Source organism: Aliirhizobium wenxiniae (genome assembly GCF_014201355.1).
Classification (GTDB): Bacteria; Pseudomonadota; Alphaproteobacteria; order Rhizobiales; family Rhizobiaceae; genus Neorhizobium; species Neorhizobium wenxiniae.
This window is the reverse complement of the sequence record NZ_JACHEG010000001.1, coordinates 597,410-621,779: the sequence shown is the minus strand read 5'-3', so window position 1 is coordinate 621,779 and position 24,370 is coordinate 597,410. Positions and strand designations below refer to the sequence as shown.

28 protein-coding genes and 1 tRNA gene are annotated in these 24,370 nt (G+C 57.4%); 15 read left to right on the top strand and 14 right to left on the bottom strand.

Features of this window, described 5'->3' with window-relative positions; all coding sequences use genetic code 11:
* Window positions 1-48 precede the first annotated feature (48 nt).
* The 3 genes from HNQ72_RS03115 to HNQ72_RS03105 are packed head-to-tail and all read right to left on the bottom strand — an operon-like array spanning window position 49 to window position 1,755.
* On the bottom strand, window positions 49-834 hold the full coding sequence (locus HNQ72_RS03115; RefSeq protein WP_183989511.1) for an anti-sigma factor family protein: 786 nt from the start codon (window positions 832-834) through the stop codon (window positions 49-51).
* Window positions 831-1,397: an RNA polymerase sigma factor gene (locus tag HNQ72_RS03110; RefSeq protein ID WP_183989510.1), complete on the bottom strand. Its 567-nt coding sequence runs from the start codon at window positions 1,395-1,397 to the stop codon at window positions 831-833. Before HNQ72_RS03110 ends, HNQ72_RS03115 begins: the two co-directional genes overlap by 4 nt.
* Window positions 1,381-1,755 (bottom strand): COG4315 family predicted lipoprotein, encoded by a 375-nt coding sequence (locus tag HNQ72_RS03105; RefSeq protein WP_183989509.1) that lies wholly within the window; start codon window positions 1,753-1,755, stop codon window positions 1,381-1,383. Before HNQ72_RS03105 ends, HNQ72_RS03110 begins: the two co-directional genes overlap by 17 nt.
* 208 nt (window positions 1,756-1,963) lie before the next feature.
* Here HNQ72_RS03105 and HNQ72_RS03100 point away from each other — a divergent pair, with 208 nt between their 5' ends.
* From HNQ72_RS03100 to HNQ72_RS03090, 3 genes are all read left to right on the top strand, one after another.
* Complete coding sequence (locus HNQ72_RS03100; RefSeq protein ID WP_148147661.1) at window positions 1,964-3,088, top strand: ATP-dependent DNA helicase; 1,125 nt, start codon at window positions 1,964-1,966, stop codon at window positions 3,086-3,088.
* Window positions 3,089-3,269: 181 nt separating this feature from the next.
* Window positions 3,270-3,575 (top strand): ETC complex I subunit, encoded by a 306-nt coding sequence (locus HNQ72_RS03095; RefSeq protein WP_148147662.1) that lies wholly within the window; start codon window positions 3,270-3,272, stop codon window positions 3,573-3,575.
* Window positions 3,576-3,603: 28 nt separating this feature from the next.
* Window positions 3,604-3,680, top strand: a tRNA-Arg gene (locus tag HNQ72_RS03090).
* 117 nt (window positions 3,681-3,797) lie between these two features.
* Here the strand turns inward: HNQ72_RS03090 and HNQ72_RS03085 are convergent.
* Complete coding sequence (locus tag HNQ72_RS03085; RefSeq protein WP_183989508.1) at window positions 3,798-4,115, bottom strand: hypothetical protein; 318 nt, start codon at window positions 4,113-4,115, stop codon at window positions 3,798-3,800.
* Window positions 4,116-4,415: 300 nt separating this feature from the next.
* Here HNQ72_RS03085 and HNQ72_RS03080 point away from each other — a divergent pair, with 300 nt between their 5' ends.
* Window positions 4,416-5,072, top strand: coding sequence for a hypothetical protein (locus HNQ72_RS03080; RefSeq protein ID WP_183989507.1), 657 nt, complete (start codon window positions 4,416-4,418; stop codon window positions 5,070-5,072).
* A 52-nt stretch (window positions 5,073-5,124) separates the two neighbouring features.
* Here the strand turns inward: HNQ72_RS03080 and HNQ72_RS03075 are convergent, their stop codons facing one another.
* The 4 genes from HNQ72_RS03075 to HNQ72_RS03060 form a co-directional block, all read right to left on the bottom strand.
* A complete protein-coding gene (locus HNQ72_RS03075) occupies window positions 5,125-5,898 on the bottom strand; it encodes an amino acid ABC transporter ATP-binding protein (RefSeq protein WP_183686040.1) in 774 nt (257 codons plus the stop codon).
* A 27-nt stretch (window positions 5,899-5,925) separates the two neighbouring features.
* Entirely contained in the window at window positions 5,926-7,044 is a 1,119-nt protein-coding gene (locus HNQ72_RS03070) for an amino acid ABC transporter permease (RefSeq protein ID WP_373289403.1), read from the bottom strand.
* Window positions 7,045-7,082: 38 nt separating this feature from the next.
* Window positions 7,083-8,282: an amino acid ABC transporter permease gene (locus HNQ72_RS03065; RefSeq protein ID WP_183989505.1), complete on the bottom strand. Its 1,200-nt coding sequence runs from the start codon at window positions 8,280-8,282 to the stop codon at window positions 7,083-7,085.
* A 116-nt stretch (window positions 8,283-8,398) separates the two neighbouring features.
* On the bottom strand, window positions 8,399-9,421 hold the full coding sequence (locus HNQ72_RS03060; protein WP_183989504.1) for an amino acid ABC transporter substrate-binding protein: 1,023 nt from the start codon (window positions 9,419-9,421) through the stop codon (window positions 8,399-8,401).
* 357 nt (window positions 9,422-9,778) lie between these two features.
* On the opposite strand from HNQ72_RS03060, the gene HNQ72_RS03055 reads away from it, so the two are divergent.
* Complete coding sequence (locus tag HNQ72_RS03055; RefSeq protein WP_183989503.1) at window positions 9,779-10,966, top strand: cystathionine beta-lyase; 1,188 nt, start codon at window positions 9,779-9,781, stop codon at window positions 10,964-10,966.
* Here the strand turns inward: HNQ72_RS03055 and HNQ72_RS03050 are convergent, their stop codons facing one another.
* A complete protein-coding gene (locus HNQ72_RS03050; protein WP_183989502.1) occupies window positions 10,967-12,130 on the bottom strand; it encodes an FAD-dependent monooxygenase in 1,164 nt (387 codons plus the stop codon).
* Window positions 12,131-12,155: 25 nt separating this feature from the next.
* Window positions 12,156-12,401: a zinc-finger domain-containing protein gene (locus HNQ72_RS03045; RefSeq protein ID WP_119940344.1), complete on the bottom strand. Its 246-nt coding sequence runs from the start codon at window positions 12,399-12,401 to the stop codon at window positions 12,156-12,158.
* 146 nt (window positions 12,402-12,547) lie between these two features.
* Between HNQ72_RS03045 and HNQ72_RS03040 the strand changes: the two genes are divergently transcribed.
* The 7 genes from HNQ72_RS03040 (at window position 12,548) to HNQ72_RS03010 (ending at window position 19,078) form a co-directional block, all read left to right on the top strand.
* Window positions 12,548-13,333 (top strand): alpha/beta fold hydrolase, encoded by a 786-nt coding sequence (locus HNQ72_RS03040; RefSeq protein ID WP_183989501.1) that lies wholly within the window; start codon window positions 12,548-12,550, stop codon window positions 13,331-13,333.
* 114 nt (window positions 13,334-13,447) lie between these two features.
* On the top strand, window positions 13,448-14,272 hold the full coding sequence (cysE, locus tag HNQ72_RS03035; RefSeq protein ID WP_183989500.1) for a serine O-acetyltransferase: 825 nt from the start codon (window positions 13,448-13,450) through the stop codon (window positions 14,270-14,272).
* A 127-nt stretch (window positions 14,273-14,399) separates the two neighbouring features.
* Window positions 14,400-14,606 (top strand): DUF3126 family protein, encoded by a 207-nt coding sequence (locus HNQ72_RS03030; protein WP_112457769.1) that lies wholly within the window; start codon window positions 14,400-14,402, stop codon window positions 14,604-14,606.
* Window positions 14,607-14,996: 390 nt separating this feature from the next.
* A complete protein-coding gene (clpS, locus tag HNQ72_RS03025) occupies window positions 14,997-15,350 on the top strand; it encodes an ATP-dependent Clp protease adapter ClpS (protein WP_112503791.1) in 354 nt (117 codons plus the stop codon).
* A 10-nt stretch (window positions 15,351-15,360) separates the two neighbouring features.
* Complete coding sequence (gene clpA / locus HNQ72_RS03020; RefSeq protein ID WP_183989499.1) at window positions 15,361-17,898, top strand: ATP-dependent Clp protease ATP-binding subunit ClpA; 2,538 nt, start codon at window positions 15,361-15,363, stop codon at window positions 17,896-17,898.
* A 92-nt stretch (window positions 17,899-17,990) separates the two neighbouring features.
* Window positions 17,991-18,740 carry an AzlC family ABC transporter permease gene (locus HNQ72_RS03015; protein ID WP_183991251.1) on the top strand — a complete coding sequence of 250 codons (750 nt, stop codon included), beginning with the start codon at window positions 17,991-17,993 and terminating at the stop codon, window positions 18,738-18,740.
* Window positions 18,737-19,078, top strand: a complete 342-nt coding sequence (locus HNQ72_RS03010) for an AzlD domain-containing protein (protein WP_183989498.1) — start codon at window positions 18,737-18,739, stop codon at window positions 19,076-19,078. Before HNQ72_RS03015 ends, HNQ72_RS03010 begins: the two co-directional genes overlap by 4 nt.
* On the opposite strand, the gene HNQ72_RS03005 is transcribed toward HNQ72_RS03010, so the two are convergent.
* The 4 genes from HNQ72_RS03005 to HNQ72_RS02990 all read right to left on the bottom strand — a co-directional run bounded on the left by HNQ72_RS03005 (window position 19,079) and on the right by HNQ72_RS02990 (window position 21,993).
* Window positions 19,079-19,501 carry an HIT family protein gene (locus tag HNQ72_RS03005; RefSeq protein WP_183989497.1) on the bottom strand — a complete coding sequence of 141 codons (423 nt, stop codon included), beginning with the start codon at window positions 19,499-19,501 and terminating at the stop codon, window positions 19,079-19,081. It lies immediately after the preceding gene.
* Window positions 19,502-19,579: 78 nt separating this feature from the next.
* On the bottom strand, window positions 19,580-20,776 hold the full coding sequence (locus HNQ72_RS03000) for a GNAT family N-acetyltransferase (protein ID WP_183989496.1): 1,197 nt from the start codon (window positions 20,774-20,776) through the stop codon (window positions 19,580-19,582).
* 9 nt (window positions 20,777-20,785) lie between these two features.
* Window positions 20,786-21,526: a glycerophosphodiester phosphodiesterase gene (locus tag HNQ72_RS02995; RefSeq protein ID WP_183989495.1), complete on the bottom strand. Its 741-nt coding sequence runs from the start codon at window positions 21,524-21,526 to the stop codon at window positions 20,786-20,788.
* Window positions 21,523-21,993, bottom strand: coding sequence for a RidA family protein (locus HNQ72_RS02990; protein WP_183989494.1), 471 nt, complete (start codon window positions 21,991-21,993; stop codon window positions 21,523-21,525). Before HNQ72_RS02990 ends, HNQ72_RS02995 begins: the two co-directional genes overlap by 4 nt.
* 109 nt (window positions 21,994-22,102) lie before the next feature.
* On the opposite strand from HNQ72_RS02990, the gene HNQ72_RS02985 reads away from it, so the two are divergent.
* The 3 genes from HNQ72_RS02985 (at window position 22,103) to rpsB (ending at window position 24,224) form a co-directional block, all read left to right on the top strand.
* Complete coding sequence (locus tag HNQ72_RS02985) at window positions 22,103-22,945, top strand: cell envelope integrity EipB family protein (protein ID WP_183989493.1); 843 nt, start codon at window positions 22,103-22,105, stop codon at window positions 22,943-22,945.
* 116 nt (window positions 22,946-23,061) lie between these two features.
* A complete protein-coding gene (locus HNQ72_RS02980) occupies window positions 23,062-23,259 on the top strand; it encodes a hypothetical protein (protein WP_148148054.1) in 198 nt (65 codons plus the stop codon).
* A 197-nt stretch (window positions 23,260-23,456) separates the two neighbouring features.
* A complete protein-coding gene (gene rpsB / locus HNQ72_RS02975) occupies window positions 23,457-24,224 on the top strand; it encodes a 30S ribosomal protein S2 (protein WP_148148055.1) in 768 nt (255 codons plus the stop codon).
* The last annotated feature ends 146 nt before the right edge of the window (window positions 24,225-24,370 follow it).

Here is a 24,370-nt window from a genome sequence, read left to right as displayed (position 1 = left end):
GGCCTAAAAGGCTAACCTAAGACTTTCTCTGCGGATGCCAAGCGTCGCTCAGGATGGAAACTGGCGATAACATTCCTCCGCAACTTTCTGCAGCGTGGCACGGGAGATTTCACCGGTGACCGCATAACCTAGATCGCCGTCGATCCAGTAGAACGTCTCGATATCGCCGGCAGAGGCCAAGCGGAAGCTTGTGGACTGGTTTTGCGGATTGCGCCCGACGATCACGGTCAGGCGCTGACCGACTGCATCCTCATACATGAACATGGCGCCGGCCGTGCCGACGACTGGCAGCAGCCTTCCTCCGACAAGGCGAAAGCCAAGCGATTGCAGGTTGGGCACTTTGAGATCGGGGATCGACAGTCGTTTGCCCAGCCAGGTGGCGAGATGTGCTTCCTGATCGGCAAAAACCTCGACCGGGTGGCGGACTTCGCTCGCATAGACGAGGAAGGCGTTATTTGCCTCCTGTGGAAGGGCATCGGTATAGGCCGGCGTGATTTCGGGTTTATCAAACAGGGCAGGGGCGTAATGTCCCCCCAGTGCGCCAAGCGCGAAGATGGCAAGTGAGGCCGCGACGAGCGACAGGCGGTTCGTGCGGAGGCCCCTCGTCTGGTTGCCGCTCATGGTAACCAGTTGAAGATCTGCGGCTGACGATTTCTGGTAACCGGCGAAGGCTGAGCGGAGGCCGTCGTTTTGCGACTGCCAGTCTGCGATCATCTCGGCCGCCTCCGGATTTTCACCGAGAAATTCTTCCACACGCCGGCGATCCGCTTCGTCGAGAAGATCATCGACATAGGCGTGCAGCTGTTCCTCGGAGATGGAGCGGCGCTCTGTCATCGGGGTCTCCGCAGTGGAATGATGTTGGCTTCGCGCATCTTTTCCCGCAGTGCGTGGCGCGCGCGAGATAGTCGCGACATGACCGTTCCGATGGGAATGTCCAGCATCTCGGCCACCTCCTGATAGGCATAACCCTCGACGACGACCAATGTCAGAACGACGCGAAATTCAGCTGGAAGGCTGGCCAGAGACTGCATGAGCCTTCGGCTTTCGAGCGGATCTGCAGATGTCATGGCGAGATCCTCGATCTCGCTGCCGTCGGTTGTCGCCGATGGGTGACGTATGCGAAATCGGCGCGCGTTGAGATGAAGATTAGTCATGATCCGGTAGGCCCATGCCCTGAAATTCGTGCCGCGCCACTGGCTGCGGCTGAGGAGGGCCTTTTCGACACAGTCCTGAAGCAAATCCTCGCTCTCCGTGTCCGATCGCGTCAGGCTGCGTGAATAGCGCCTGAGCTGCGGCAGGAGAGCGAGAATTCTTGCTTCAAAGGCAACCGGTGCGAGGTTTTCGGTCTCGCCTCCGGTCGCCCTCTCTGAGTTGGGAAGATCAGGGCTTGGCGACATCCCATACACCGTTCACGCCATCACCGGTCGTGTCGCCTTGCTTGGTGTCCTTCACCCAGTAATAGAGCGGCATGCCGTCCTTGGCCCATTGTTTTGCCCCGTCCTTACGGGTGACGAGCGAGTATGCACCATCAGGCTTGGCATCGGAAGCGGCCATAACCGGCGGCCAGTTCTGGGCGCATTTGTCGTAGCAGTTCGACATGCCGGCCTTGTCGTTCTTGAAAGTGTAGACCGTCATGCCTTTTTCGCCGGCAAGCACGTTTCCCTTGGCGGTCTTGACCGTCGTGAACGGGCTTGCGGCGAGGGCTGCTGTGGCGAGTGCGGCGAATGCCGCAGTTGCGAGGATGAGCTTTTTCATCGGGCGTCTCCTGATTTGAGGTGGCTCTCTCCCGGCCACCGATGTCATGACACCCGTGTGCCTGGTTTTATTCCCAACGGGCCGAAGATTTTTTCATTTTCGACAGACAGGCAGCCGATAAACGCAACAGCGCCGTTATCCTCGCCTTTGATTCATCTTTCGTTCTTTTCTGTTGCGCTTTCGCCGAGAATCCTGCCAAGTCCCGAGCATGCAATTTGCACCGCAACAGGATGAGGCCCTCAAGGCCGTTTCGCGCTGGCTGAAGGATGGGCGCAGCCAGGTTTTCCGGCTGTTTGGTTATGCCGGTACCGGCAAGACGACGCTTGCCAAACATTTCGCCGAACATGTGGACGGAGAGGTTCTGTTTGCAGCCTTTACCGGCAAGGCAGCGCAGGTGTTGCGTTCCAGAGGCGCCCGCAATGCCAAGACCATCCACTCGCTGATCTACCGCCCGCGCGGCGAGGAGGCGGTCGAAGACGAAGAGACAGGCAAGACCTCGATCGCGCCGATGTTCGCCATCAATCGCCAGAGCCCCGTCGCCAAGGCAGCCCTTATCGTTATCGACGAATGCTCGATGGTGGATGAGGCGCTTGGCAAGGATTTAATGAGTTTTGGTACACCGATCCTGGTTCTCGGCGATCCCGGTCAGCTGCCGCCCGTTTCAGGCGGCGGTTTCTTCACCGAGCAGGAACCGGACTATCTCTTGACCGAAATCCATCGCCAGGCGCAGGACAACCCGATTATCCAGCTCGCCATGCAGGTGCGCGAAGGCAAGGAGATCATGTATGGCGACTATGGAAAGGCGCAGGTCATTTCACGCGACGAGGTGACACAGGATCTGGTGCTCGGTGCCGACCAGGTTCTTGTCGGTACCAACCGCACCCGCAAGCGCTATAACCAGCGCCTGCGCGAGCTGAAGGGCTTTACTGCCGATTATCCGCAATCCGGCGACAAGCTGGTCTGCCTGAGGAACGATCAGGTAAAGGGCCTGCTCAACGGTTCGCTCTGGCAGGTGATGAGCGCCTCACGAGAAACGGTGAAGCCGGGCATCAATCTGATGATCCGCCCGGAAGACGACGACATGGATCGCGGTGCCGCGAAGATCAAGCTTCTCAAGGCTGCCTTCGAGAGCGAGGAAGAGATTCCGTGGTCGATGCGCAAGCGGTACGACGAGTTCGACTACGGTTATGCGCTGACGTGCCATAAGGCGCAGGGTTCGCAATGGAACAATGTCGTGTTGTTCGACGAGAGCTTTGCATTTCGCGATACGCGCGAGCGCTGGCTTTACACCGCGATCACCCGGGCCGCCGAGACGCTGACGATTGTAAGATAGAAGTCGGGGCTTGGCCTTTGCCTCCGCTGTTTCAATGGCCATGGAGGTCGTTGACAATGAACCGGGGACACGGCAAAAGCGTTGGTACCGCAATGCCGCGATATCGTTGAATCGGTTGGCGGCGTTCTCAGGCAGATTGGATGCCTTGGATCGCGGACGAATTTATGGGGTTGGTGAACTCATGGCTGCGAAGATCTATCGTCCTGCAAAAACTGCAATGCAGTCTGGCAAGGCCAAGACCCGTCTATGGGTTCTGGAGTTCGATCCTGAAACGCCGCGCAGCATCGATCCGATACTGGGTTATACGTCATCCGGCGACATGAAGCAGCAGCTCCGGCTGACTTTCGAGACGCAGGAACTGGCGGAAGCCTACGCGCAGCGCGAGGGCATCGAATACCGGGTTATCCATCCGAAAGACGCAAACCGACAGGCGGTATCCTATACCGACAATTTCCGTTTCAATCGCCTGCAGCCCTGGACGCATTGATTATTGCGGCACTTAGCTGCCGCCTAAAGGCCCCTTAGCTCAACTGGATAGAGCAGCTGCCTTCTAAGCAGCAGGTCGCAGGTTCGAGTCCTGCAGGGGTCGCCACTCTCTTATGTAACTTCTTGAAATATAGTAAGGTGCGACCGCTCCGGGGTTGAAGCTGCACGCACATACTATCGCACAGTCCGTACCAAACGGGATCTATAGCGCTGTGGTGGCTGTTCAAAGGCTGCTTATCGCGCGCACTGGATTGCCGAACAGGGGAACTGGATAGACGTAATCCCCCTTGCTCGAAAAGCCTTTGCGATAGAGGCAGGCTCTCAGCGCAGCCTGGTTAAGGAAATTTTCGGAGAAGGGGTGTCCGCGCGGTGGCGTTGAAGCTTCGAGCGTGCATTCGTCCCGTGCTCTCAAAAAGCGATTTTCGACATCCGATCCTTTGATAATTCCCAGGCTGCCATAGGTTATCGACGCGGCAGAGGCGCTCTCGGTCAGTGCCGGCGCCAAGGCCATCAGTAACATTGACACAAATGTCAGCTTCATCGATGTCTCCCTCAAATCAGCAGACTGCAACGGCTCAAGGCCGATCTTGTTCCCGTTAGGGTGAAATTTTACCCGCGCTTGTTCGCATATGCGAAAGAGCTTTTGGAATTTCGCTGCGGTGCATTCTGAGCTATTATCCAGTTCATTAGTTCCGTTGCGTCACGCAGGGGAAGGTAATTTTGGTGCCGGGAGCAGGAGCTTCGCGTTTGGCGCCTTCAATACACTGAAATGGTTTTTCGCGGGCCGCGCGGAGCGGCCCGGGCCTTTGCATTGTCTTTGAGCCTTCGAGTGGGGATACATATGAACAAGAATCTTCTCGCCGTGGCGGGTGCGGCTTTGCTTGCCGCCTTCACCTCAAGTTCAAGCTGGGCGGATGAACGTCCATTGATATGGCAGCCCATCAAGAACTCGGACACAAGTTATGCCGTGAAGCTGGGCCTTCGGCTGCCCGTGCAGCTCGAAACAGAGGCCGGATTCAATGTCGGTGTGGATTCCTCGAAGACTGGCGAGGTGGTGAATACACCTCTCAAGTTCTGGAGCAGGATAAAGACCGAGGATAGGAAGCGCCCCGCTTACCAGATGAGCCGTGATATCGGGATCAATATGGATGGCAATGCAGGCAGCGCTACGATCAGCATGAACTATTATGAAAAGCAGATTGCTACGCCAACCTTCAATCTTGAGCGTCAATCCAGCTATGTGGTTCGCTATGACGGTGTGCAAAAAGACTGGGCAGGGCTGGACGCGAGCCAATCGATAAAGTTGAGGCAGCGTGAGAGCGGAACCGCCTTCGTAGCCGTCGCCAATGGTTCTGCGAATTTTTCGGCAGTTGCTGCCAGTTTCGGGATTGAGCAACCTCTCGGCGACAACATTACGCTGAGCGGCAGCGTGAACCGAAACTTCACGGATGCAACGACGGTGTCGAGCGTTAACGCCAGATATTCCTACAAATGGTGACATGAAAAAGGGCGCTTCAGGCGCCCTTTTTCATGTCAATGTTTAGCTGTTCTCAGTGCAGGATCTGGCTGAGGAAGAGTTTGGTGCGCTCGTGCTGCGGATTGTCGAAGAACTCGGCCGGCGAGTTCTGCTCGACGATCTGGCCCTGGTCCATGAAGATCACGCGGTTTGCGACCTGGCGGGCAAAGCCCATTTCATGGGTCACGCACAGCATGGTCATGCCTTCCTCTGCAAGCGAGACCATGGTGTCGAGCACTTCCTTGACCATTTCGGGGTCGAGCGCCGAGGTCGGCTCGTCGAACAGCATGATCTTCGGCTTCATGCAGAGCGAGCGGGCGATCGCCACGCGCTGCTGCTGGCCGCCGGAGAGCTGGCCCGGGTATTTGTTGGCCTGTTCCGGGATCTTGACGCGCTTCAGATAGTGCATCGCGATCTCTTCGGCTTCCTTCTTCGGCATCTTGCGAACCCAGATCGGTGCCAGCGTGCAGTTTTCCAGGATGGTCAGGTGCGGAAAGAGGTTGAAGTGCTGGAATACCATGCCGACTTCGCGGCGCACCTCGTCGATCTTCTTCAGATCGTTGGTAAGCTCGATATTGTCGACGAGGATATTGCCCGACTGATGTTCTTCCAAGCGGTTGATGCAACGGATCATCGTCGACTTGCCGGAGCCGGAAGGCCCGGCAATGACGATGCGCTCGCCCTTCATCACCTTCAGATTGATGTCGCGCAGCACGTGGAAATCACCATACCACTTGTTCATGCCGATGATTTCGACGGCAACCTCGGTCGAGGAAACGGTCAGTTTTTTCGTTAGGGCTTCAGCCATTGTTTTCCCCTTTAACTCTTGTTGTGGCTAGTGCCTGTGGCCGGTGTCGAGGTGTCGCTCCATAAAGGCGGAGTATCGCGACATGCCGAAGCAGAAAAGCCAGAATATGAAACCGGCAAAAATGTAACCGGTGACCGGCGTGACCGGCGTCGACCAGTTGGCATCCGACTGGTTGAGCGTGACGATCCCCAGAAGGTCGAACATGCCGATAATCGAGACGAGCGACGTATCCTTGAACAGGCCGATGAAAGTGTTGACGATGCTTGGGATGACCAACTTGATTGCCTGCGGCAGAATGATCAGCCGCGTCTTTTGCCAATAGGTCAATCCCAACGAGTCCGCCCCTTCAAACTGTCCCTTCGGAATTGCCTGCAAGCCGCCGCGAATGACTTCCGCCATGTAGGCGGAGGCGAAGATCGAAACGCCGATCAGGGCGCGAAGCAGTTTGTCGAATGTCCACCCATCAGGCAGGAAAAGCGGCAGCATGACGCTGGCCATGAATAGAACCGTGACGAGCGGGATGCCGCGGATTATCTCGATGAAGACGACGCAGAGCGTCTTGATTACAGGCATCTGCGAACGCCGTCCAAGCGCCAGGATAATGCCAAGCGGCAGAGATACGGTGATCCCGAAGAAAGAGAGGATCAACGTTACCATCAATCCGCCCCAGAGCTGGGTCTCGACATGTGAAAGGCCGAAGCCGCCGATCAGCAGGAAGAACGAGATGAACGGCAGGATGATGAAGAGCGCCAGCGCATTCCATCCCTTATGGGGGACCTTCGGAATGAGCATCGGAACGAGCAGGATCACGAAAAGGACCGCTACGAGGATTGGCCGCCAGCGTTCATCAGCCGGGTACCGGCCGAACATGAACTGCTGGAATTTTGCTTCTACAAAAGCCCAACATGCGCCGGATTGACCGTCCGGAAGAATGCCTCCCTGGATGACGGTCGCACAGGCCGTGCGGTCCGAACCGGTCCAAACGGCATCGATGAACAGCCAATTGATCATGCCTGGAATGACATAGACTAGCAGCGCAAGCGCCAGGATCGTCAGAACCGTATCCTTTGGCGTTGCAAACAGCCTAGTCCTGAACCAGTGCGACGGGCCGCTGATCCCGAGCGGTGCCGGTTGCTGCGCCAGCATGTCCTGGCGCACGAAAGTTGAAGAGGTCGTTGCCATGATTATCTCTCCACCAAGGCCATTTTGGCATTGAACCAGTTCATGAATATCGCTGTGGTGATCGAGATGGACAAATAGATGACAAGGAAAAGAGCCACGATCTCAACTGCCTGACCGGTCTGGTTCAACATCGTTCCGCCGATTGCATAAATATCTGCAAACCCGCACGCGACCGCCAAAGACGAGTTCTTGGTGAGGTTCAGATATTGGCTTGTCAGTGGTGGGATGATGATCCTGAGCGCCTGCGGCAGGATTATCAGTCGCGTTATAGCGTTCGAGCGTAGCCCAAGCGCGTTTGCTGCTTCGGTCTGGCCCTTCGGTACAGCCTTGATGCCCGAGCGGACGATCTCGGCAATGAAGGAAGCCGTGTAGAAGGAGAGCGCCAGGTAGAGCGAGATGAATTCCGGTCCAAGAACCGAACCACCTGTCAGGTTGAAGCGACCTGCGACGGGGAAGTCGAAGGTGATCGGTGCGCCAAGTGCCATGAAAGTCAAGATCGGCAAGCCGATGATCAGGGCCAAACCCGTCCAAACGGTATGAAACGGCTTTCCGGTGAGCCTTTGTCGCTTCTTTGCCCAGCGCGCCACAAACACCGTAGCGACTATACCGATCAGAAACGCTACAGCGATTGCCCAAACACCATCTCCGAATATCGGCTTTGGCACGAACAGGCCGCGATTGTTGAGATAGCTCTGAAAAGGCAAGTTCAGGGATTCGCGCGCTTGGGGAAGTACGGCGATGACGCCCTTGTACCAGAACAGGATAACGAGCAGCGGCGGGATGTTGCGGAAAAATTCCACATAGACCTGTGCGAGCTTGGCAATGAGCCAATTCTGCGAAAGGCGGGCGATGCCGACGATAAAGCCGATGATGGAAGCCGTAATGATGCCAAGAACGGCCACCTGCAAAGTGTTTAGAATGCCGACGAGCAGCGCGCGGCCATAGGTGGAGTCACTTGTGTAGGCGATCAGCGACTGGCCGATGTCGAAACCGGCGCGGCCCTGAAGAAATCCGAAACCGGAGGCAATGTTTGCCTTCTGCAGATTGTTGATCGTGTTTTGGGTAACGGTCCACACGAAGAGGACGAGAAGCGCCAATGTCAGGACCTGATAGAATATCCCGCGCACTTTCGGGTCGTTTATCAGGGACGAGGCCCGCTTTCTGGTGTCAGACGTTTCGGAATTGAGGGCCATGCCGGCCATAAACGAATCCCCTTAGTTTATTATCTCCTTTTTGGAGACTTTTTGCCCTTGCGGGAATTTTAGATGCATGGAGGCGGATTTCTCCACCTCCATGCCCATGTCCACTGTCGGTCCGATTAACGGATCGGCGGGGCGTATTGCAGACCGCCCTTGGTCCACAGAGCGTTCAGGCCGCGCTCGATCTTGAGCGGAGTGTTCGGGCCGACGGTGCGGTCGAAGACTTCTCCATAATTGCCGACCAGCTTGACGATGTTGTAAGCCCAATCGTTGGTAAGGCCGAGATCGGTGCCGATCTTGGAGCCTTCTTCGCTGCCGAGCATGCGCTTTACGTCCGGGCCGCCGCTGGTCTTCATCTCATCGACATTCTTCGATGTGATGCCGAGTTCTTCGGCGTTGACCATGGCGTAGTGAACCCACGACACGATGTCGAACCACTTGTCATCACCCTGGCGAACGGCCGGGCCAAGCGGCTCCTTGGAGATGACTTCCGGCAGAACCATGTTCTCGTCCGGGTTCTTCATCTTCAGGCGGATTGCATAGAGGCCGGACTGGTCGGTCGTGTAGACGTCGCAACGACCGGAGTCATAAGCTGTCGTAGCGTCGGCTTCCTTTTCGAAGACGACCGGATTGTACTGAAGGTTGTTGGATTTGAAGTAGTCGGCGAGGTTGAGTTCGGTGGTCGTGCCGGTCTGGACGCAGACAGCAGCACCGGAAAGCTCGAGTGCCGACTTCACGTTAAGGCTTTTCTTCACGATGAAGCCCTGGCCGTCATAGTAGTTGACGGTACGGAAGTTGAAGCCGAGCGACGTGTCGCGGCTGATCGTCCAGGTGGTGTTGCGGGTAAGGACGTCGACTTCGCCGGACTGCAGCGCAGGGAAACGGTCCTTGCTCGACAGGGCAACGAACTTAGCCTTCGTCGGGTCGCCGAAAACGGCGGCAGCGATACCGCGGCAGTAATCGACGTCGATACCGGTCCACTCGCCCTTATCGTCCGGATTCGAGAACCCTGGAATGCCAGCGCTGACGCCGCAGGTGACGACACCCTTTGCCTTAACGTCATCAAGCGTGGCTGCCGATGCTGCCGAGGCCAAGCCCAGGGCTGCAGCGCCAATCGCGGCTGACAGAATTGTCTTTTTCATTTTCCCAACCTTTGTTTGTGTTTTATTTTCTGATGCCACCGGGCCGCTCCCCTTGATCGTTGTTCGAATACGGCCGGTTGCTCGCCAACCCTCCAGCGGCGAGCGCGCCTATCTCATTCGCAAATGCTGTGGGGGTCAAGTCTCACCAGCAGGAATTGCGTTTGAAATAAGGTAATATTTAGTTTTTTGCTCAGTGATTGAGCAAATGCCGACGCCTTATGCAGTATGTGCTGAATTCAGTGCCTTTATGTTTGGCATCTGATCTATGCTCAACTTTGCGGCGTATCGACCGGGCTTGACCTCCAGGCTTTGCAGCGCGACAAGAAAGCTTTCCCGCCTAGAGAGTTTTCCCACCAGATGACCAGAAAATCTTCCATGCTCGGCGCTGCCGGCGCTAATACGCGACTTGCACATATCGGAAATGATCCGCGCTCCTACCACGGCTTCGTCAATCCCCCGGTCGTTCATGCCTCGACCGTGCTGTTTCCTGATTCCGCGACGATGGAGCGCCGAGGTCAGCCTTACTCTTACGGTACCCGTGCAACACCGACCACAGACGCATTGTGTGCTGCTTTTGACGAATTGGAAGGTTCTGCAGGCACGATCCTGGTCCCGTCAGGGCTGGCAGCTATTTCGGTACCGTTTCTGGCCTACCTGTCGGCGGGAGACCACGCCTTGATCGTCGATTCGGTTTACACGCCCTGCCGAAATTTCTGCAACACGATGCTCACGCGCCTTGGTGTGGAAATCGAGTATTACGACCCGGAAATCGGTGCCGGTATCGAGGCTCTGATCAAACCAAATACGAAGCTGGTGCACACTGAGGCGCCGGGTTCAAATACATTTGAAATGCAGGACATTCGCGCTATCGCGGATGCGGCGCACAAACACGGTTGCGTCGTCACCATGGACAATACCTGGGCTACGCCGCTTTATTTCCGGCCGCTCGATTTCGGCGTGGATGTGTCGATCCACGCAACAACGAAATATCCTTCGGGCCATTCCGACATTGTGATGGGTTCGGTGTCCGCCAATGCCAAGTGGTGGCCGCAACTGGAGGAAGCGCGCATTCTCATGGGTATCTGCGGCGCGCCGGATGATTCCTACATGATCCTGCGTGGTCTGCGGACCATGGGTGTCCGTCTAGAACATCATCAGAAAAGCGCGCTTTCTATCGCGCAGTGGCTGGAAGGTCGCGACGACGTGGCGCGTGTGCTGCATCCGGCATTGCCGAGTTTCCCGGGTCACGAGATCTGGAAGCGCGATTTCAAGGGCTCTAGCGGCATCTTCTCCTTCGTGCTCAAAGCTGACGCGGAAAACGCCAAGGCGAAAGCGCATGCGTTCCTCGACGCATTGACCTATTTCGGCCTTGGCTATTCCTGGGGCGGTTTCGAAAGCCTGGCGTTGCAGGTCAATCTCTCTGACCGCACGATCCGCAAGCAGCCTGCCGAAGGCCCGGTCATTCGTCTGCAGATCGGCCTGGAAGATGTTGCTGACCTCCAGAAGGATCTTGAACAGGGCTTCCTTGCCGCGGCTGCCGTCTGATCAGCTGACGCGGTATCCGTAAAGCCAATCCAGGTCCGCCGCGAGAGATTGCGGCGGACGCAGGGACAGGACGATATTGCGACCGATACGGAATGGACCGCGAGCATGATAGGCGAAGCGGTTGAACGAACCGCGAGCCTTGACCCTTGCCGCGCGGCTGGTTCTCTGGGCTTCAAAGCCCGTCAGGGCGGCGGGCAGGGAGCTTGACTTCTTCACTTCGTTGGCGAGCACGAACCCGTCTTCGATTGCCATGGCAGCGCCCTGTGCAGAGAATGGCATCATCGCGTGTGCTGCATCTCCGATCAGCACCAGATCGCGGCCATTGTGCCAGCGACCCGACGTCACTTCGTGAAGCGGCCAGAATGTCGGTCGGGGCGAGCGGCTCAACAGCTTGGTGATTTCCGCATTCCAGCCAGCAAACTGTCTGACCAGCATCGCTTTCTGGCCTTCGTTCGCCTGCGCTTCCCATGTCGCACCGGGGCTTATGCCTGACGCGATGGCAACGATGTTGAACTCGCTCATTTCTCTCAAAGGATAAGCAACGAGATGTGTCGACGGCCCCATGAACGCGGTAACGCAATCGCGCGCCAGCCAGTCGGGTGCTTCATCGAGCGGAATGGTAAAGCGCCACGCGATATTCCGTGAGAAATCGGGCTGAGGAGAATCCTCTACCGACGCGCGTGCATTGGACCACACTCCGTCGGCACCGATCACGAGCGGGTAGGTGTTGCCGGTGATTTCCCGAACCGCTTTTGGCAAACCGCCTCTTATGGGTGTGCCAAGCCGGATCGAGCAGAGCGGATCTCGCTCCACCGCTGAAAGCAATGCCGCCTGCAGCGTTGCACGGTGAAGTACGCCGTAGGGTGCTTTCCAGCGATCCCTGGCAAAATCACCTGCCGGAACGGATGCCAGCTTCTTCAGAGACGTGCCGGAGACAAGGGCTATCTCGCGCGGCTCGGTCCAGATTTTTTCGAGGTCGGCCAGTACGCCCAGTTCGCCAAGGATTGCTGATGCGTTCGGCGACATCTGCAGGCCTGCGCCGACTTCCACAAGGTCGCCGGCTTCTTCAAAAATATCACAAGCCATGCCCAAGCGGGAAAAGCTAAGCGCTGCAGCCAGGCCGGCTATGCCAGCCCCCACAATCGCAATCCTGTCCAGATGCATCGGCTTGCTGCCTGAAAGTTTAAACTTACGCTGCCTTGACGTGGAAGACGCAACCCGGAGGATCGGTCTGCTCGGCTTTCAGGCCCGGATTATAGCGATAGAGAGTGGAGCAGTAGGAACACACCTTCTCGCTGTCGTCGCCGAGATCGATGAAGATGTGCGGGTGGTCGAAGGGCACGGAAGCACCTGTGCACATGAATTCCTTCACGCCGATCTGGATAACCGGATATCCGCCATCGTTTTGAAAGTGAGGAATGCTGTGGCCAGCCATGGTCGTCTCCCTGCCATTTGATTTCGCCGGACATTATCCGCCTGCGCATCGATTGTGTAGGGGGGAAACACCCGCATTTTTTTCTCAAACGGGTTCATTGGTGATCTTCGATCCACTATAGGTCGCCCGAAACAAGGGATAGTCCGATGAATTTGAATGCGCCCGTCTTCTCGTCCTTCATTCATGACGGAATCAATCTTCGTTATTTTGACGAGGGTGAACCGTCCGGCGATCCGGTGCTTCTCATTCATGGCTTTGCTTCGAGCGCGCTGGTCAACTGGGTGCATCCCGGTTGGCTGAAGACGCTTGGCGATGCCGGCTACAGGGTTATTGCCATCGACAATCGCGGTCACGGTGGAAGCGACAAGCCGCTCGACGCGGAAGCCTATCGCCCATGGGTCATGGCCGATGATGCCGTGGCGCTGCTTGACCATCTACGCATTCCGGACGCTCATCTGTTCGGATATTCGATGGGAGCAAGGATTTCTGTTTTTGCCGCGCTCGCCCATCCGGAACGGGTTCGTTCACTGGTTCTGGGTGGTCTCGGCATCGGCATGACCGATGGCGTAGGTGACTGGGACCCGATTGCAGACGCTTTGCTTGCGCCCGATGTCGAGGCAATCACACATGAACGCGGCAAGATGTTCCGCGCTTTCGCGGACCAGACGAAGAGCGACAAGCAGGCTCTTGCGGCCTGTATCCGCGGCTCGCGCGATCTGGTTGCGCGTTCCGACATGGGGCGGATCGAAGCCCCGACGCTGATCGGCGTTGGAACCAAGGATGATATCGCCGGATCCGCCCAGGAATTGGCCGACCTCATGCCGGATGCACGGGCGCTCGATATCCCGAACCGTGATCACATGCTTGCGGTAGGAGACAGGGTGTTCAAGAAGGCGGTTCTCGAGTTTTACGAGCAACTGGCCGGTCGGTAACAGGTTCTCTGATCGTAATGATCAACGGAATGCGATTTTACCTGCGTTGGCGTTCCGGTAATCCTGTTCTATATAATGGTCTTCCAAAGCCTGCAGGCGACTATGGAGTGGGTCATGCCCTCAAGAGTGGACATTCGCATCAAAGAACCGGTCGCGACCGTCGATCCGATATGGGATACGTTGCAACAGGAAGCGCGGCTTGCCATCGAGCAGGATCCGCTTCTTGCCGCGTTTCTTTATTCCACCGTGCTGAACCATCGTTCGCTGGAGGAATGTGTCGTTCACCGGATCTGTGAGCGTCTCGATCATCCCGATCTGCAGGCGGTTCTGCTGCGTCAGACATTCATGGAAATGCTGGATGACTGGCCCGAATGGGGTTCCATCCTCCGGGTCGATATCCAGGCGTTTTACGATCGCGATCCGGCATGCCTGCGTTTCCTGGAGCCGGTGCTCTATTTCAAGGGCTTTCACGCGATCCAGACGCATCGTCTTGCCAACTGGCTCTATGCCCGTGGGCGTCGTGATTTTGCTCTCTATCTTCAGAGCCGTTCTTCCAGTGTCTTCCAGACGGACATCAATCCGGCGGCACGGATCGGCAAAGGCATCTTCCTCGATCATGCCACGGGCCTCGTTGTCGGCGAGACTGCGGTCATTGGTGACAATGTCTCGATCCTGCATGGTGTGACGCTTGGGGGAACCGGCAAGGAAGGTGCCGATCGCCATCCGAAGATCGGCAATGGCGTGCTGATCGGCGCCGGTGCGAAAATCCTTGGCAATATCGAGATCGGATCGTGCTCGCGTGTCGCGGCCGGTTCGGTGGTGCTGAAACCGGTTCCGTCTAAATCGACCGTTGCCGGGGTGCCGGCGAAGGTGGTCGGGGAGGCGGGCTGTTCGGAGCCGGCGCGGGTCATGGATCAGCTGCTGATGTCGGAAGACTGAGTGCTGCCGGCCATGGAAACGCCGGTGGATAATCGTCGAAGCCGGCAGGCCCAAGGCTTGTCGGCTTTACTTTTGCCGCGGTCGCATGCAACAAGCGCGGCAACGTGAATAGAAAACGGAGATTGTCGTGAAGCCCGACGAAATCAAGAAAATCGACGCTTACTTCAAGCGCCTTTTGAATCCGCAGATCGTTGTCAAGGCACGGCCGCGCAAGGACGATTCGGCAGAGGTCTATCTGGGTGAAGAGTTTCTCGGTGTCGTCTATGTAGATGACGAGGACGACGAGCGCTCCTACAATTTCTCGATGGCCATCCTCGACGTCGATCTCGACTGAGTATTGGTGCCAAAGCATTCAGGCGGGCCGCTTGGGCCCGCTTTTTGATTCTGCCTTAGGTCCGCCGTTATCGCTCGTTCGCCTCTTGTAACGCGGCGAGCGCAATCCCATTAATAGGGAGCGGCCTTATCGGGTCGTCCCTGTGAGATTAACCCACACCGCCATTTAATGTCTTCGTCACTGACAATCGTCAGGTGCGGTTGCTTGGCGTTTGCATCCGATGGGCTGATGGGTGTTAATTTTTGCAGGTTGGACGGCTCTCTGGCGGAATAGTGATTGCGCCGCCGCAAAGGGGGCTTAAAATCTGTGTCCAATGGACTAAGTTAGTAAGACTGGAGTCCGGCAGACCGCAATGTTCAATTGGTTGTCGGCACCTGGGGATGATGAATGATGATCGCACTGCCGATCTCGATGGAAAAAGAAAAAGATGGTGACGGGGATAACGCCAACCGCGGAACCTCGGTCATCACGCGTACCAAGCCCAAGACGAAACGTCCGAACCTGTATCGCGTACTCCTCTTGAATGACGACTACACCCCGATGGATTTCGTCATCCACATATTGGAGCGGTTCTTTCAGAAGGACAGGGAGGCTGCCACACTCATAATGCTCCACGTTCATAACCATGGAGTGGGTGAATGCGGCATTTATACCTACGAAGTAGCGGAAACGAAGGTGAGCCAGGTAATGGATTTTGCCAGACAGCATCAGCATCCGCTACAATGTGTCATGGAAAAGAAGTGAGGAACCCGACGTGCCCACATTTTCGCCTAGTCTTGAAAAGGCGCTGCATCAGGCACTGACCTTCGCCAACGAGCGGCATCACGAATATGCTACGCTCGAACATCTGCTTCTCGCGTTGATTGATGACGCGGATGCGGCGGCGGTCATGGGCGCTTGTAACGTCAACCTTGAAAACCTGCGCAAGACCGTTGCCGATTATGTCGACAATGAACTTGCCAACCTCGTGACCGGCTATGACGAAGACTCGAAGCCTACCTCCGGCTTCCAGCGTGTCATCCAGCGGGCTGTCATCCATGTCCAGTCTTCCGGTCGTGAAGAAGTAACTGGTGCCAATGTGCTTGTGGCGATCTTCGCCGAGCGCGAAAGTCATGCTGCATTCTTCCTGCAGGAGCAGGAGATGACCCGTTACGACGCGGTCAATTATATCTCTCACGGTATCGGCAAGCGCCCGGGTTCCTCCCAGTCCCGCACGCCTCGCGGTTCCGAAGAGCCTGATTCCGAGGCCAAGCCATCGCGTGGAGGCGGAGAGTCGGAAGAAGGTGCAGCCAAGAAGCCTCAGGACGCGCTCAAGGCCTACTGCGTCAATCTGAACGACAAGGCCAAGGATGGGCGCATCGATCCGCTGATCGGTCGCCATTTGGAAGTCAATCGGACGATCCAGGTCCTGTGCCGTCGCTCCAAGAACAACCCGCTCTATGTGGGTGATCCGGGCGTGGGCAAAACCGCGATCGCCGAAGGTCTCGCCAAGCGCATCGTTGAAGGCAAGGTGCCTGAAGCGCTCGCCGATGCGACGATCTTCTCGCTCGATATGGGCACGCTGCTTGCCGGCACCCGTTATCGCGGTGACTTCGAAGAGCGTCTGAAGCAAGTCGTCAAAGAACTGGAAGATTTTCCGGGTGCGGTTCTCTTCATCGACGAGATCCACACGGTGATCGGCGCCGGTGCGACATCGGGCGGCGCCATGGATGCGTCCAACCTGCTGAAGCCGGCTCTGTCCTCTGGGCAGATCCGCTGCATCGGTTCGACCACCTACAAGGAATATCGCCAGTTCTTCGAAAAGGACCGGGCTCTGGTCCGCCGTTTCCAGAAGATCGACGTCAATGAGCCGTCGATCGTCGATGCGATCGAGATCATGAAGGGCCTGAAGCCCTATTTCGAGGACTACCACAAGCTTCGTTATACCAACGAGGCGATCAAGTCGGCCGTCGAACTGTCGGCCCGCTACATCTCCGACCGCAAACTGCCGGACAAGGCGATCGACGTGATCGACGAGACCGGTGCGGCGCAGATGCTGCTGCCGGCCTCCAAGCGCCGCAAGCTGATCACCGAGAAGGAGATCGAGGCAACCATCGCGACGATGGCGCGGATACCGCCGAAAACCGTTTCCAAGGATGACGAGGCTGTTCTCGCCAATCTGGAAAAGGAATTGCGGTCTGTCGTCTATGGCCAGGATGCGGCGATCGAAGCTCTTTCGACCGCGATCAAGCTGGCGCGTGCCGGCCTTCGCGAGCCGAACAAGCCGATCGGTTCCTACGTCTTCTCCGGCCCGACGGGCGTCGGCAAGACGGAAGTGGCCAAGCAGCTTGCAGCCTCGCTCGGCGTGGAACTGCTGCGCTTCGACATGTCGGAATATATGGAACGCCACACGGTCTCCAGACTGCTCGGCGCACCTCCCGGTTATGTCGGCTTCGATCAGGGCGGTCTTCTGACCGATCAGGTCGATCAGCATCCGCACAGCGTGCTGCTTCTCGACGAAATCGAGAAGGCGCATCCGGATATCTACAATATCCTGCTGCAGGTCATGGACCACGGTTCGCTGACCGACCACAACGGCAAGAAGATCGACTTCCGCAATGTCATCCTGATCATGACGACCAATGCGGGCGCTTCGGAAATGGCCAAGGCCGCCTTCGGCTTCGGTTCGTCCAAGCGCACAGGCGAAGACGAGGAGGCGCTGAACAAATTGTTCACGCCGGAATTCCGCAACCGTCTCGACGCGACGATCCCGTTCGCGCCGCTGCCGACGGCCGTCATCCATCAGGTCGTGCAGAAGTTTGTCATGCAGCTGGAAACCCAGCTGTCCGAACGCAACGTTACGTTCGACCTGCATGAGGATGCGATCGCCTGGCTGGCCGACAAGGGTTACGACGAGAAGATGGGCGCGCGTCCATTGTCTCGTGTGATCCAGGAATACATCAAGAAGCCGCTCGCCAACGAGATCCTGTTCGGGGCTCTGCGCAAGGGTGGTGTGGTCCGCGTCACGGTCGGCAAGGACGACAACGGCAAGGACAAGCTGGTGCTCGATTCCATTCCGGAAGCCGTGCCGGTGAAGCCCAAGCCTGAGGCCGAGGTGAAGGAAGCAGCCGAAGAGGCAAAGGCCAAGGTTGCCAAGCCCAAGGCAGCCAAGAAGTCCTCGCCCAAGGGCAAGGATGGCGGTAAAGGTGCAGCAGCGAAAGCCAAGGCCGATGACGACGGCGACGTGATCGCCGAAGAAGCGCCTAAGCCACGCAAGAGCAGCACAGTTCCGCGTGTGCCGAAGAGCAAGTAATTGCTCTCATATCGATTGAATGAAAGATGCCGGGCTTGTCCCGGCATCTTTGTGTTTGTAGGCATGTTTGATAAACAGCAAATGGAATGCCTATGTCTGCAGAGCGGCGCAACGAGCCCGGCAACTTGAAATGGTTCCTGACGGGCATGCGCGGTGTCCTGTCGCTTCCCGCCCTCATCCTCATGACGTCCTATGTCGGATTTGCCGCTTTTGCGTTGCAGGCGGGGCTTACCCGCGCGGAATCCGTGATCATGACACTCGGTGTCTGGGCCTTGCCGTCGCAGATGATCCTCGTCGGCTCGATGATCGGCGGCGCCAATATCGTTGCGTCGTTTCTTGCAGTCACCCTGTCCGCCATCCGGATGATGCCGATGGTAGCGTCGATTGTGCCGGAGATGCGGACGCAGAAGACACCCGTCTGGCTGCTTCTGTTCTTGTCGCATTTCATTGCGATTACCTCCTGGGTTTTCGCCTCGACACATCTGCGCGACGTGCCGCGTCAGCACCGGGTCGCTTTTTTCGCCGGTTTCGGCCTCACACTCACCTGCGGCAATGCGGCGATCGTCGGCATCAGCTATGGCATCGTTTCGCAATTTCCGCCGGTCGTCGCGGGTGCGCTCTTCATGCTGACGCCAGTCTATTTCATCTCGTCGATCTGGGCGAGTTCCAGGCAGTTCGTCGTGAAGCTCGCCTTTATCATCGGCATCGCCGCAGGGCCGCTGCTGGCGCTCGTCGCCCCGCAGTTCGATGTGTTGATTGCCGGCCTTGGTGGCGGAACCGTTGCCTATCTCATCGATCGATATAGACGACAGCGTCGGCGTGCCGTTGAGGAGGCCGCATGATGCTGGAGGAATACTGGACCTATATCCTGATCGTCGTTGCCGGCTTTATCGCAACGGATTTCTGGCGCTGGCTCGGCGTTCTGGCCGGCAATAGGCTGAATGAGGAGTCGGAGGCGTTGAACTGGGTGAGGGCGGTTGCAACCGCGCTCGTGATGGCAGTCACCGCCAAGCTGATCGTCTTTCCGACAGGGGTATTGGCCGATTCGCCGCTCTGGCTTCGGCTCGCTGCCGCGGGTATCGGTTTTTGCGTTTTTCTGCTGACAGGCAAGAAGGTGGCGGTCGGTGTCATCGCGCCGATCGCCATCCTTGTCGCCGGTTTGTTTCTGCTGGAACGCTAATCAAAAGCCAAGCGCGTCAACGACTTTCTTGGCGTTGGCGGCCAGCACGCCATGGTCTTCCATCTGGCCGCTATGCGGCTTCAAGCCAGCGCCTTCGTAGCGCGGGATGATATGGAAATGCAGGTGGTAGACGGTCTGGCCGGCGGCCGGTTCGTTGAACTGCGTCACCGTGATGCCATCGGCGTCAAAGGCTTCCTTGGCCGCATTGGCAAGCTTCTGCACGATCGGGATCACCTTCGACAGGGTGGCCGGGTCGGCGTCGAGAATATTGCGCGAAGGCGTCTTCGGTATCACCAGGAGGTGACCTGGAGATTGCGGCATGACATCCATGAAGGCCAGAGTGTCGGCATCCTCGTAAACGCGATGGCAAGGGATTTCGCCGCGCAGGATCTTCGCGAAGATGTTGTTGTCGTCGTAGCTCATGGAAGTCCTCTCCTATCTGCTTCTTTCAACGCAATTCCGAACGCAAAACCGGTTCCCACTTTTGCTGAATTGCTTCAATCAATCATCCTGCTGCCGCTCGCCTTTTCGGAAAGGGCTGTGCTCGGACAGGTATTCGTTCATGCCGTCCACCTCCTGCCGTTCGCGATCGAGATAGTCGGAGATCGCGCGGCGCAGGCCCGGATGAGCGATGTAGTGCATGGAATGGGTGGTGACGGGAAGGTAGCCGCGGGCGAGTTTATGTTCGCCCTGGGCGCCGGCTTCGACGCGCTTCAATCCCCTGGTAAGCGCGAAGTCTATCGCCTGATGATAACAGACTTCGAAATGCAGGAAGGGATGATCCTCTATGCAGCCCCAGTGTCGGCCATAGAGCGTATCGCCGCCAATGAAATTGATCGCGCCGGCGATGTAACGACCGTCGCGTTTTGCCATGACCAGCAGGATGTCGTCGGCCATGCGGCTGCTGATCATCGAGTAGAAGCTGCGGGTCAGGTACGGTCGACCCCATTTTCTGCCACCGGTATCCATGTAGAAGGCGAAGAACTGGTCCCAGATATCCTCTGTCAGGTCGGAGCCGGTCAGCCAGTCGATCGAGATGCCGTTTTCCAGTGCAGCACGACGTTCCTTCTTCAGCGCCTTGCGTTTGCGCGACGCCAGCGTTTCGAGGAACGCGTCGTGATCGGCATAACCTTCATTGATGAAATGGAATTGCTGGTCGGTCCGGTGTAGGTAGTCGGCCTCCTCGAAGACCTCGACCTCGTTTTCCGGCACGAAGGTTACGTGCGCCGACGATATCCCAAGTTGCCGTGTCACTTCCTGGAGACCGGCAGCAAGTGTCGCCTGCATCGTCTCTCGGTCATCACCGGAAGCAACCAGCAGGCGAGGGCCGGTGGCAGGCGTGAAGGGAATGGCGCATTGCAGTTTCGGATAATAACGTCCGCCAGCCCGCTCGAAGGCGTCCGCCCAGCCATGGTCGAAGACATATTCACCCTGGCTATGGCTTTTCAGGTAGGCGGGGATTGCGCCGATCAGCATGCCTTCTTCGGTTTCGAGCAGCAGGTGATGCCCATGCCATCCGGTCTTGGCCGTGGCTGATCCGGATTGTTCCAGCGACGAAAGGAAGGCATGTGACAGAAACGGATTGTACGGGACCGCTGCTGAGGAGCTTTCCCGTGAAGCACCCGCAAGCCGCGACCAGCTTTCAGGGCTGATCGCGGCAAAGGATTGTTCGATGCGGATTGAAAGATTACCGGCCATGTACCTGAATTATGCAGTGGGCGACGTGCGCGGGTCAAACCCTTCGAACGTCATCTGATCTGCATATTTATAGGTAGCCTCGCGCGCGTTTTCATCCCTGACAGTCCAGGTGATTAACACAATGCCGGCCTGTCTCTGGGCGGTGACGAAGCTGTTAGGCAGGTCGGACCAGTGATAGGAGATGAAATCGAGACCTAGCTGGGTCATTTCGTCATGCTTGAAGAACTCTTCCGGCTGGCTGCCCTCAGCGGTGAGGCCGATCGGATAGGGGGCGTCGACCGTCTTCAGGTCGCGGATCAGGTGATGGTCGAAGCTCATCAATGCGACCTTGCCCTTGTAGCCTTCCAGCTCCTCAAGAACGATGTCGACGAAGCCGCTATCCTCTTCGGCGTTGCGACCCTTCAATTCGATGACCAGCGGTACGCGACCGTCGACCAGTTTGAGCATCTGCTTCAAGGTCGGGATACTGTCGGCGGTGCCGCCGATCGACAGAAGGCCGAGTTCAGAGGCGGTGCGTTCGCGCACATCGCCCTTGATGCCGCAGACGCGCTCAAGCTTGTCGTCGTGGAAGACCATTGGGATACTGTCTGCGGAGAGCTGCAGGTCGCACTCGATGGCAAAGCCGGCATCCGCAGCGCGGGCGAAGGCCGAGAGAGAGTTCTCCCAGACGGCCTTGTTCATGTCGTGATAGCCGCGATGCGCGACCGGCAGGTCCTTGAGCCAGGATGCGCCAGAATTTTGCGATGTCATGCTTCGATCTCTATGACGGCTTCGATTTCCACGGCGGCGTTGAGCGGCAGCGCGGCCATGCCGACGGCTGCGCGAGCATGCTTACCGGCTTCGCCGAGAACATTGGCGATCAGGTTCGACGCGCCGTTGGTGACGATATGCTGATCGGTGAAACCGGGAGCGGAGGCGACAAAGCTCGACAGCTTTACGACGCGCTTGATCTTGCCGAGATCGCCGCCGAGTGCTGCCTTTGCCTGCGACAGGATGTTGATGGCGCAAAGTTCGGCTGCGCGGCTCGCCGTTGTCACATCAACGTCACTGCCGACCAGACCCTTGATCTCAAGCTTGCCATTTTCGGTCGGCAACTGTCCGGAGATGTAAAGCATGTTGCCGCTGATGACGTAGGACACGTAGTTGGCGGCGGGTGCCGCTGCCACGGGGAGGGTAATTCCAAGTTCCTTCAGGCGGCTTTCGATGGCATCGGACATTTCGGTCTCCGGTTTGTTGTCAAGCGTACAAAAATCCTTCATCAAGGTCATAACCTTGGCTGATGGCGTTCTTATAACACCCGCGCCCGAGTCCAACAGGAGAATATGAATGCTGCGCACGAGCCTCGCGCTGTCCCTCGTCACCAGTGCCGGTGTCGCCTCCGCTGCGCCGATCAGCGCCGATAGTGCTGCACGCCTGCTTATTCCTCACAGGGCGGTCTACGACCTCAAGCTCAAGGACGCGTCCGAGCGCTCCGGTATCGAGGGCATGTTCGGCCGTATGGTCTATGAATTCAACGGTTCTGCTTGCACGGGCTTCACGACCAATTTCCGCCTCGTTACCAAGATCAGCACGGGCGAGGAAACGCGTGTCAGCGACCAGCAGACCAAGACGTTCGAAGATCTTTCCGCAAAGCAGTTTCATTTCGAGACCAAGTCCTTCACCGATGAGCAACTCGACAAGAGCGTGACCGGCGATGCGAGCGAAGGCGAGAGCGGGGTGAAGGTCGAGCTGCAGGGGGCAAATGGCAGAGAAGTGGATCTGCCGGCAAGCGCGTTCCCGACCAGTCATATGCTCGACATCATTCAACAGGCCAAGGACAACAAACGTATCTTTGAGACGCGCGTCTTCGATGGGTCAGAAAACGGCGATCAGGCACTTCTGACCTCAACCGTGATCGGCAAGGCGGAGACGCCGGAAAAAGGCGATACCGAAGCCGGTGCCGCAGGCGAGTTTGCCAAGACCCCCTACTGGCCAGTGACGATCGCCTATTTCAATGATGGTGCCGCAGGCGATCCGATGCCCGTCTACAATATGTCGTTCAAGCTCTACGAGAACGGCATAACCCGTGATCTGACCATGGATTACGGTGATTTTTCGCTGGAAGGCAGCCTGGTGAAGCTGGAGTTGCTGAAGACACAGCAGGATCCGTGCCCTGCGGTGCCGCGTTAGTAACGATCTTGCCATTTGATCCGGAACACGCGGTCGCAGTGCCGAATCTAGGCGTCACAATACTCGACACATTGTTAGTTTCGTGTCTGTAGTTGCGCCGCAATAAGGAGTGATTCATGGCATTGATCGGATTTAAAAACACCCACAATCAGGAAGTCTACATCAACCCGGCGCAGATCCTTTACGTGATGCCCTTCGAGGAAGGTGTAACGATCGTTACGTTTGCTGCGGTCAATGGCGCCGGGCAGCCGCATACGATCTATATCCGTGGGAGTGTCGAGCAGGTCCGTCAAAGGCTCGGGGCGAAGGCCTGACCGGTTTCAATTGTGTCGTGCGGTGAAAGCTGCACCACAGCGCTTGCAATTTTCCACAATCGCCTGTATGGGCACCGACATTCCACACGTGAGGCATGGGATCATCCGGGAGAAATCCGGATTTTTCCGCCCGGTGGCATTCTCGAAGAGGGTGCTGTTTGCCTTGCGGAGGTTCAACCGGAAAAGGATAACTAGGCATGGCATTGCCCGATTTCTCTATGCGTCAGCTCCTCGAAGCAGGCGTCCACTTCGGCCACCAGACGCACCGCTGGAACCCGAAGATGAAGCCGTACATCTTCGGCGACCGTAACAACATCCACATCATCGACCTGGCCCAGACCGTTCCGATGCTGTCGCGCGCCCTGCAGGTCGTGTCCGACACCGTTGCCCGTGGCGGCCGTGTTCTGTTCGTTGGCACCAAGCGTCAGGCTTCCGAGCTTGTTGCTGATTCCGCCAAGCGTTCGGCTCAGTACTACGTCAACTCCCGCTGGCTCGGCGGCATGATGACCAACTGGAAGACCATTTCGAATTCGATCGCCCGTCTGCGCAAGCTCGACGAGATCCTGAACTCGGAACAGTCCGGCTATTCCAAGAAGGAACGTCTGAACCTTGAGCGCGAACGCGAAAAGCTGGAAAAGGCTCTCGGCGGTATCCGCGACATGGGCGGCGTTCCGGACCTGATGTTCATCATCGACACCAACAAGGAAAAGATCGCGATCGACGAAGCCAAGCGCCTCGGCATCCCGGTCGTCGCCATCATCGACTCGAACTGCGATCCGGACCTCATCGACTTCCCGATCCCGGGTAACGACGACGCTTCGCGCGCCATCGCTCTCTACTGCGACCTGATCGCTCGCGCTGCCATCGACGGCATCGCTCGCCAGCAGGGCGCTTCGGGCCGTGACCTCGGCGCTTCCGCAGAAGCTCCGGTCGAGCCGGCTCTCGAAGGCGAAGCTGAAGCCTAAGGCCAGGGCTGGAACGGTTTATCCGTTCCTGCTTTTTCAATTCGACCGAGGCCAGAGAGACGATCCCTGGCCTCGGTTTGTTTGAAAGTCCTGTTCGCCTGCGATCCATCGGGTTGTGGTTGAAGGGCAGGCCGGCGGTGTCTTCA

What these genes read in the sequence shown, in the direction of transcription:
- HNQ72_RS03075 (WP_183686040.1), bottom strand. Translation starts at nt 5,898, where the DNA reads ATGGCTGAAGCCCTAACGAAAAAACTGACCGTTTCCTCGACCGAGGTT.
- HNQ72_RS02995 (WP_183989495.1), bottom strand. Translation starts at nt 21,526, where the DNA reads ATGACATCGCAAAATTCTGGCGCATCCTGGCTCAAGGACCTGCCGGTC.
- HNQ72_RS02980 (WP_148148054.1), top strand. Translation starts at nt 23,062, where the DNA reads ATGGCATTGATCGGATTTAAAAACACCCACAATCAGGAAGTCTACATC.
- clpS (WP_112503791.1), top strand. Translation starts at nt 14,997, where the DNA reads ATGATCGCACTGCCGATCTCGATGGAAAAAGAAAAAGATGGTGACGGG.
- HNQ72_RS02985 (WP_183989493.1), top strand. Translation starts at nt 22,103, where the DNA reads ATGCTGCGCACGAGCCTCGCGCTGTCCCTCGTCACCAGTGCCGGTGTC.
- HNQ72_RS03040 (WP_183989501.1), top strand. Translation starts at nt 12,548, where the DNA reads ATGAATTTGAATGCGCCCGTCTTCTCGTCCTTCATTCATGACGGAATC.
- HNQ72_RS03070 (WP_373289403.1), bottom strand. Translation starts at nt 7,044, where the DNA reads ATGCTGGCGCAGCAACCGGCACCGCTCGGGATCAGCGGCCCGTCGCAC.
- HNQ72_RS03010 (WP_183989498.1), top strand. Translation starts at nt 18,737, where the DNA reads ATGATGCTGGAGGAATACTGGACCTATATCCTGATCGTCGTTGCCGGC.
- HNQ72_RS03005 (WP_183989497.1), bottom strand. Translation starts at nt 19,501, where the DNA reads ATGAGCTACGACGACAACAACATCTTCGCGAAGATCCTGCGCGGCGAA.
- HNQ72_RS03095 (WP_148147662.1), top strand. Translation starts at nt 3,270, where the DNA reads ATGGCTGCGAAGATCTATCGTCCTGCAAAAACTGCAATGCAGTCTGGC.
- HNQ72_RS03055 (WP_183989503.1), top strand. Translation starts at nt 9,779, where the DNA reads ATGACCAGAAAATCTTCCATGCTCGGCGCTGCCGGCGCTAATACGCGA.
- HNQ72_RS03080 (WP_183989507.1), top strand. Translation starts at nt 4,416, where the DNA reads ATGAACAAGAATCTTCTCGCCGTGGCGGGTGCGGCTTTGCTTGCCGCC.
- HNQ72_RS03015 (WP_183991251.1), top strand. Translation starts at nt 17,991, where the DNA reads ATGTCTGCAGAGCGGCGCAACGAGCCCGGCAACTTGAAATGGTTCCTG.
- cysE (WP_183989500.1), top strand. Translation starts at nt 13,448, where the DNA reads ATGCCCTCAAGAGTGGACATTCGCATCAAAGAACCGGTCGCGACCGTC.
- HNQ72_RS03100 (WP_148147661.1), top strand. Translation starts at nt 1,964, where the DNA reads ATGCAATTTGCACCGCAACAGGATGAGGCCCTCAAGGCCGTTTCGCGC.
- HNQ72_RS02990 (WP_183989494.1), bottom strand. Translation starts at nt 21,993, where the DNA reads ATGTCCGATGCCATCGAAAGCCGCCTGAAGGAACTTGGAATTACCCTC.
- HNQ72_RS03050 (WP_183989502.1), bottom strand. Translation starts at nt 12,130, where the DNA reads ATGCATCTGGACAGGATTGCGATTGTGGGGGCTGGCATAGCCGGCCTG.
- HNQ72_RS03060 (WP_183989504.1), bottom strand. Translation starts at nt 9,421, where the DNA reads ATGAAAAAGACAATTCTGTCAGCCGCGATTGGCGCTGCAGCCCTGGGC.
- HNQ72_RS03045 (WP_119940344.1), bottom strand. Translation starts at nt 12,401, where the DNA reads ATGGCTGGCCACAGCATTCCTCACTTTCAAAACGATGGCGGATATCCG.
- HNQ72_RS03105 (WP_183989509.1), bottom strand. Translation starts at nt 1,755, where the DNA reads ATGAAAAAGCTCATCCTCGCAACTGCGGCATTCGCCGCACTCGCCACA.
- HNQ72_RS03000 (WP_183989496.1), bottom strand. Translation starts at nt 20,776, where the DNA reads ATGGCCGGTAATCTTTCAATCCGCATCGAACAATCCTTTGCCGCGATC.
- HNQ72_RS03110 (WP_183989510.1), bottom strand. Translation starts at nt 1,397, where the DNA reads ATGTCGCCAAGCCCTGATCTTCCCAACTCAGAGAGGGCGACCGGAGGC.
- HNQ72_RS03115 (WP_183989511.1), bottom strand. Translation starts at nt 834, where the DNA reads ATGACAGAGCGCCGCTCCATCTCCGAGGAACAGCTGCACGCCTATGTC.
- rpsB (WP_148148055.1), top strand. Translation starts at nt 23,457, where the DNA reads ATGGCATTGCCCGATTTCTCTATGCGTCAGCTCCTCGAAGCAGGCGTC.
- HNQ72_RS03065 (WP_183989505.1), bottom strand. Translation starts at nt 8,282, where the DNA reads ATGGCCGGCATGGCCCTCAATTCCGAAACGTCTGACACCAGAAAGCGG.
- HNQ72_RS03085 (WP_183989508.1), bottom strand. Translation starts at nt 4,115, where the DNA reads ATGAAGCTGACATTTGTGTCAATGTTACTGATGGCCTTGGCGCCGGCA.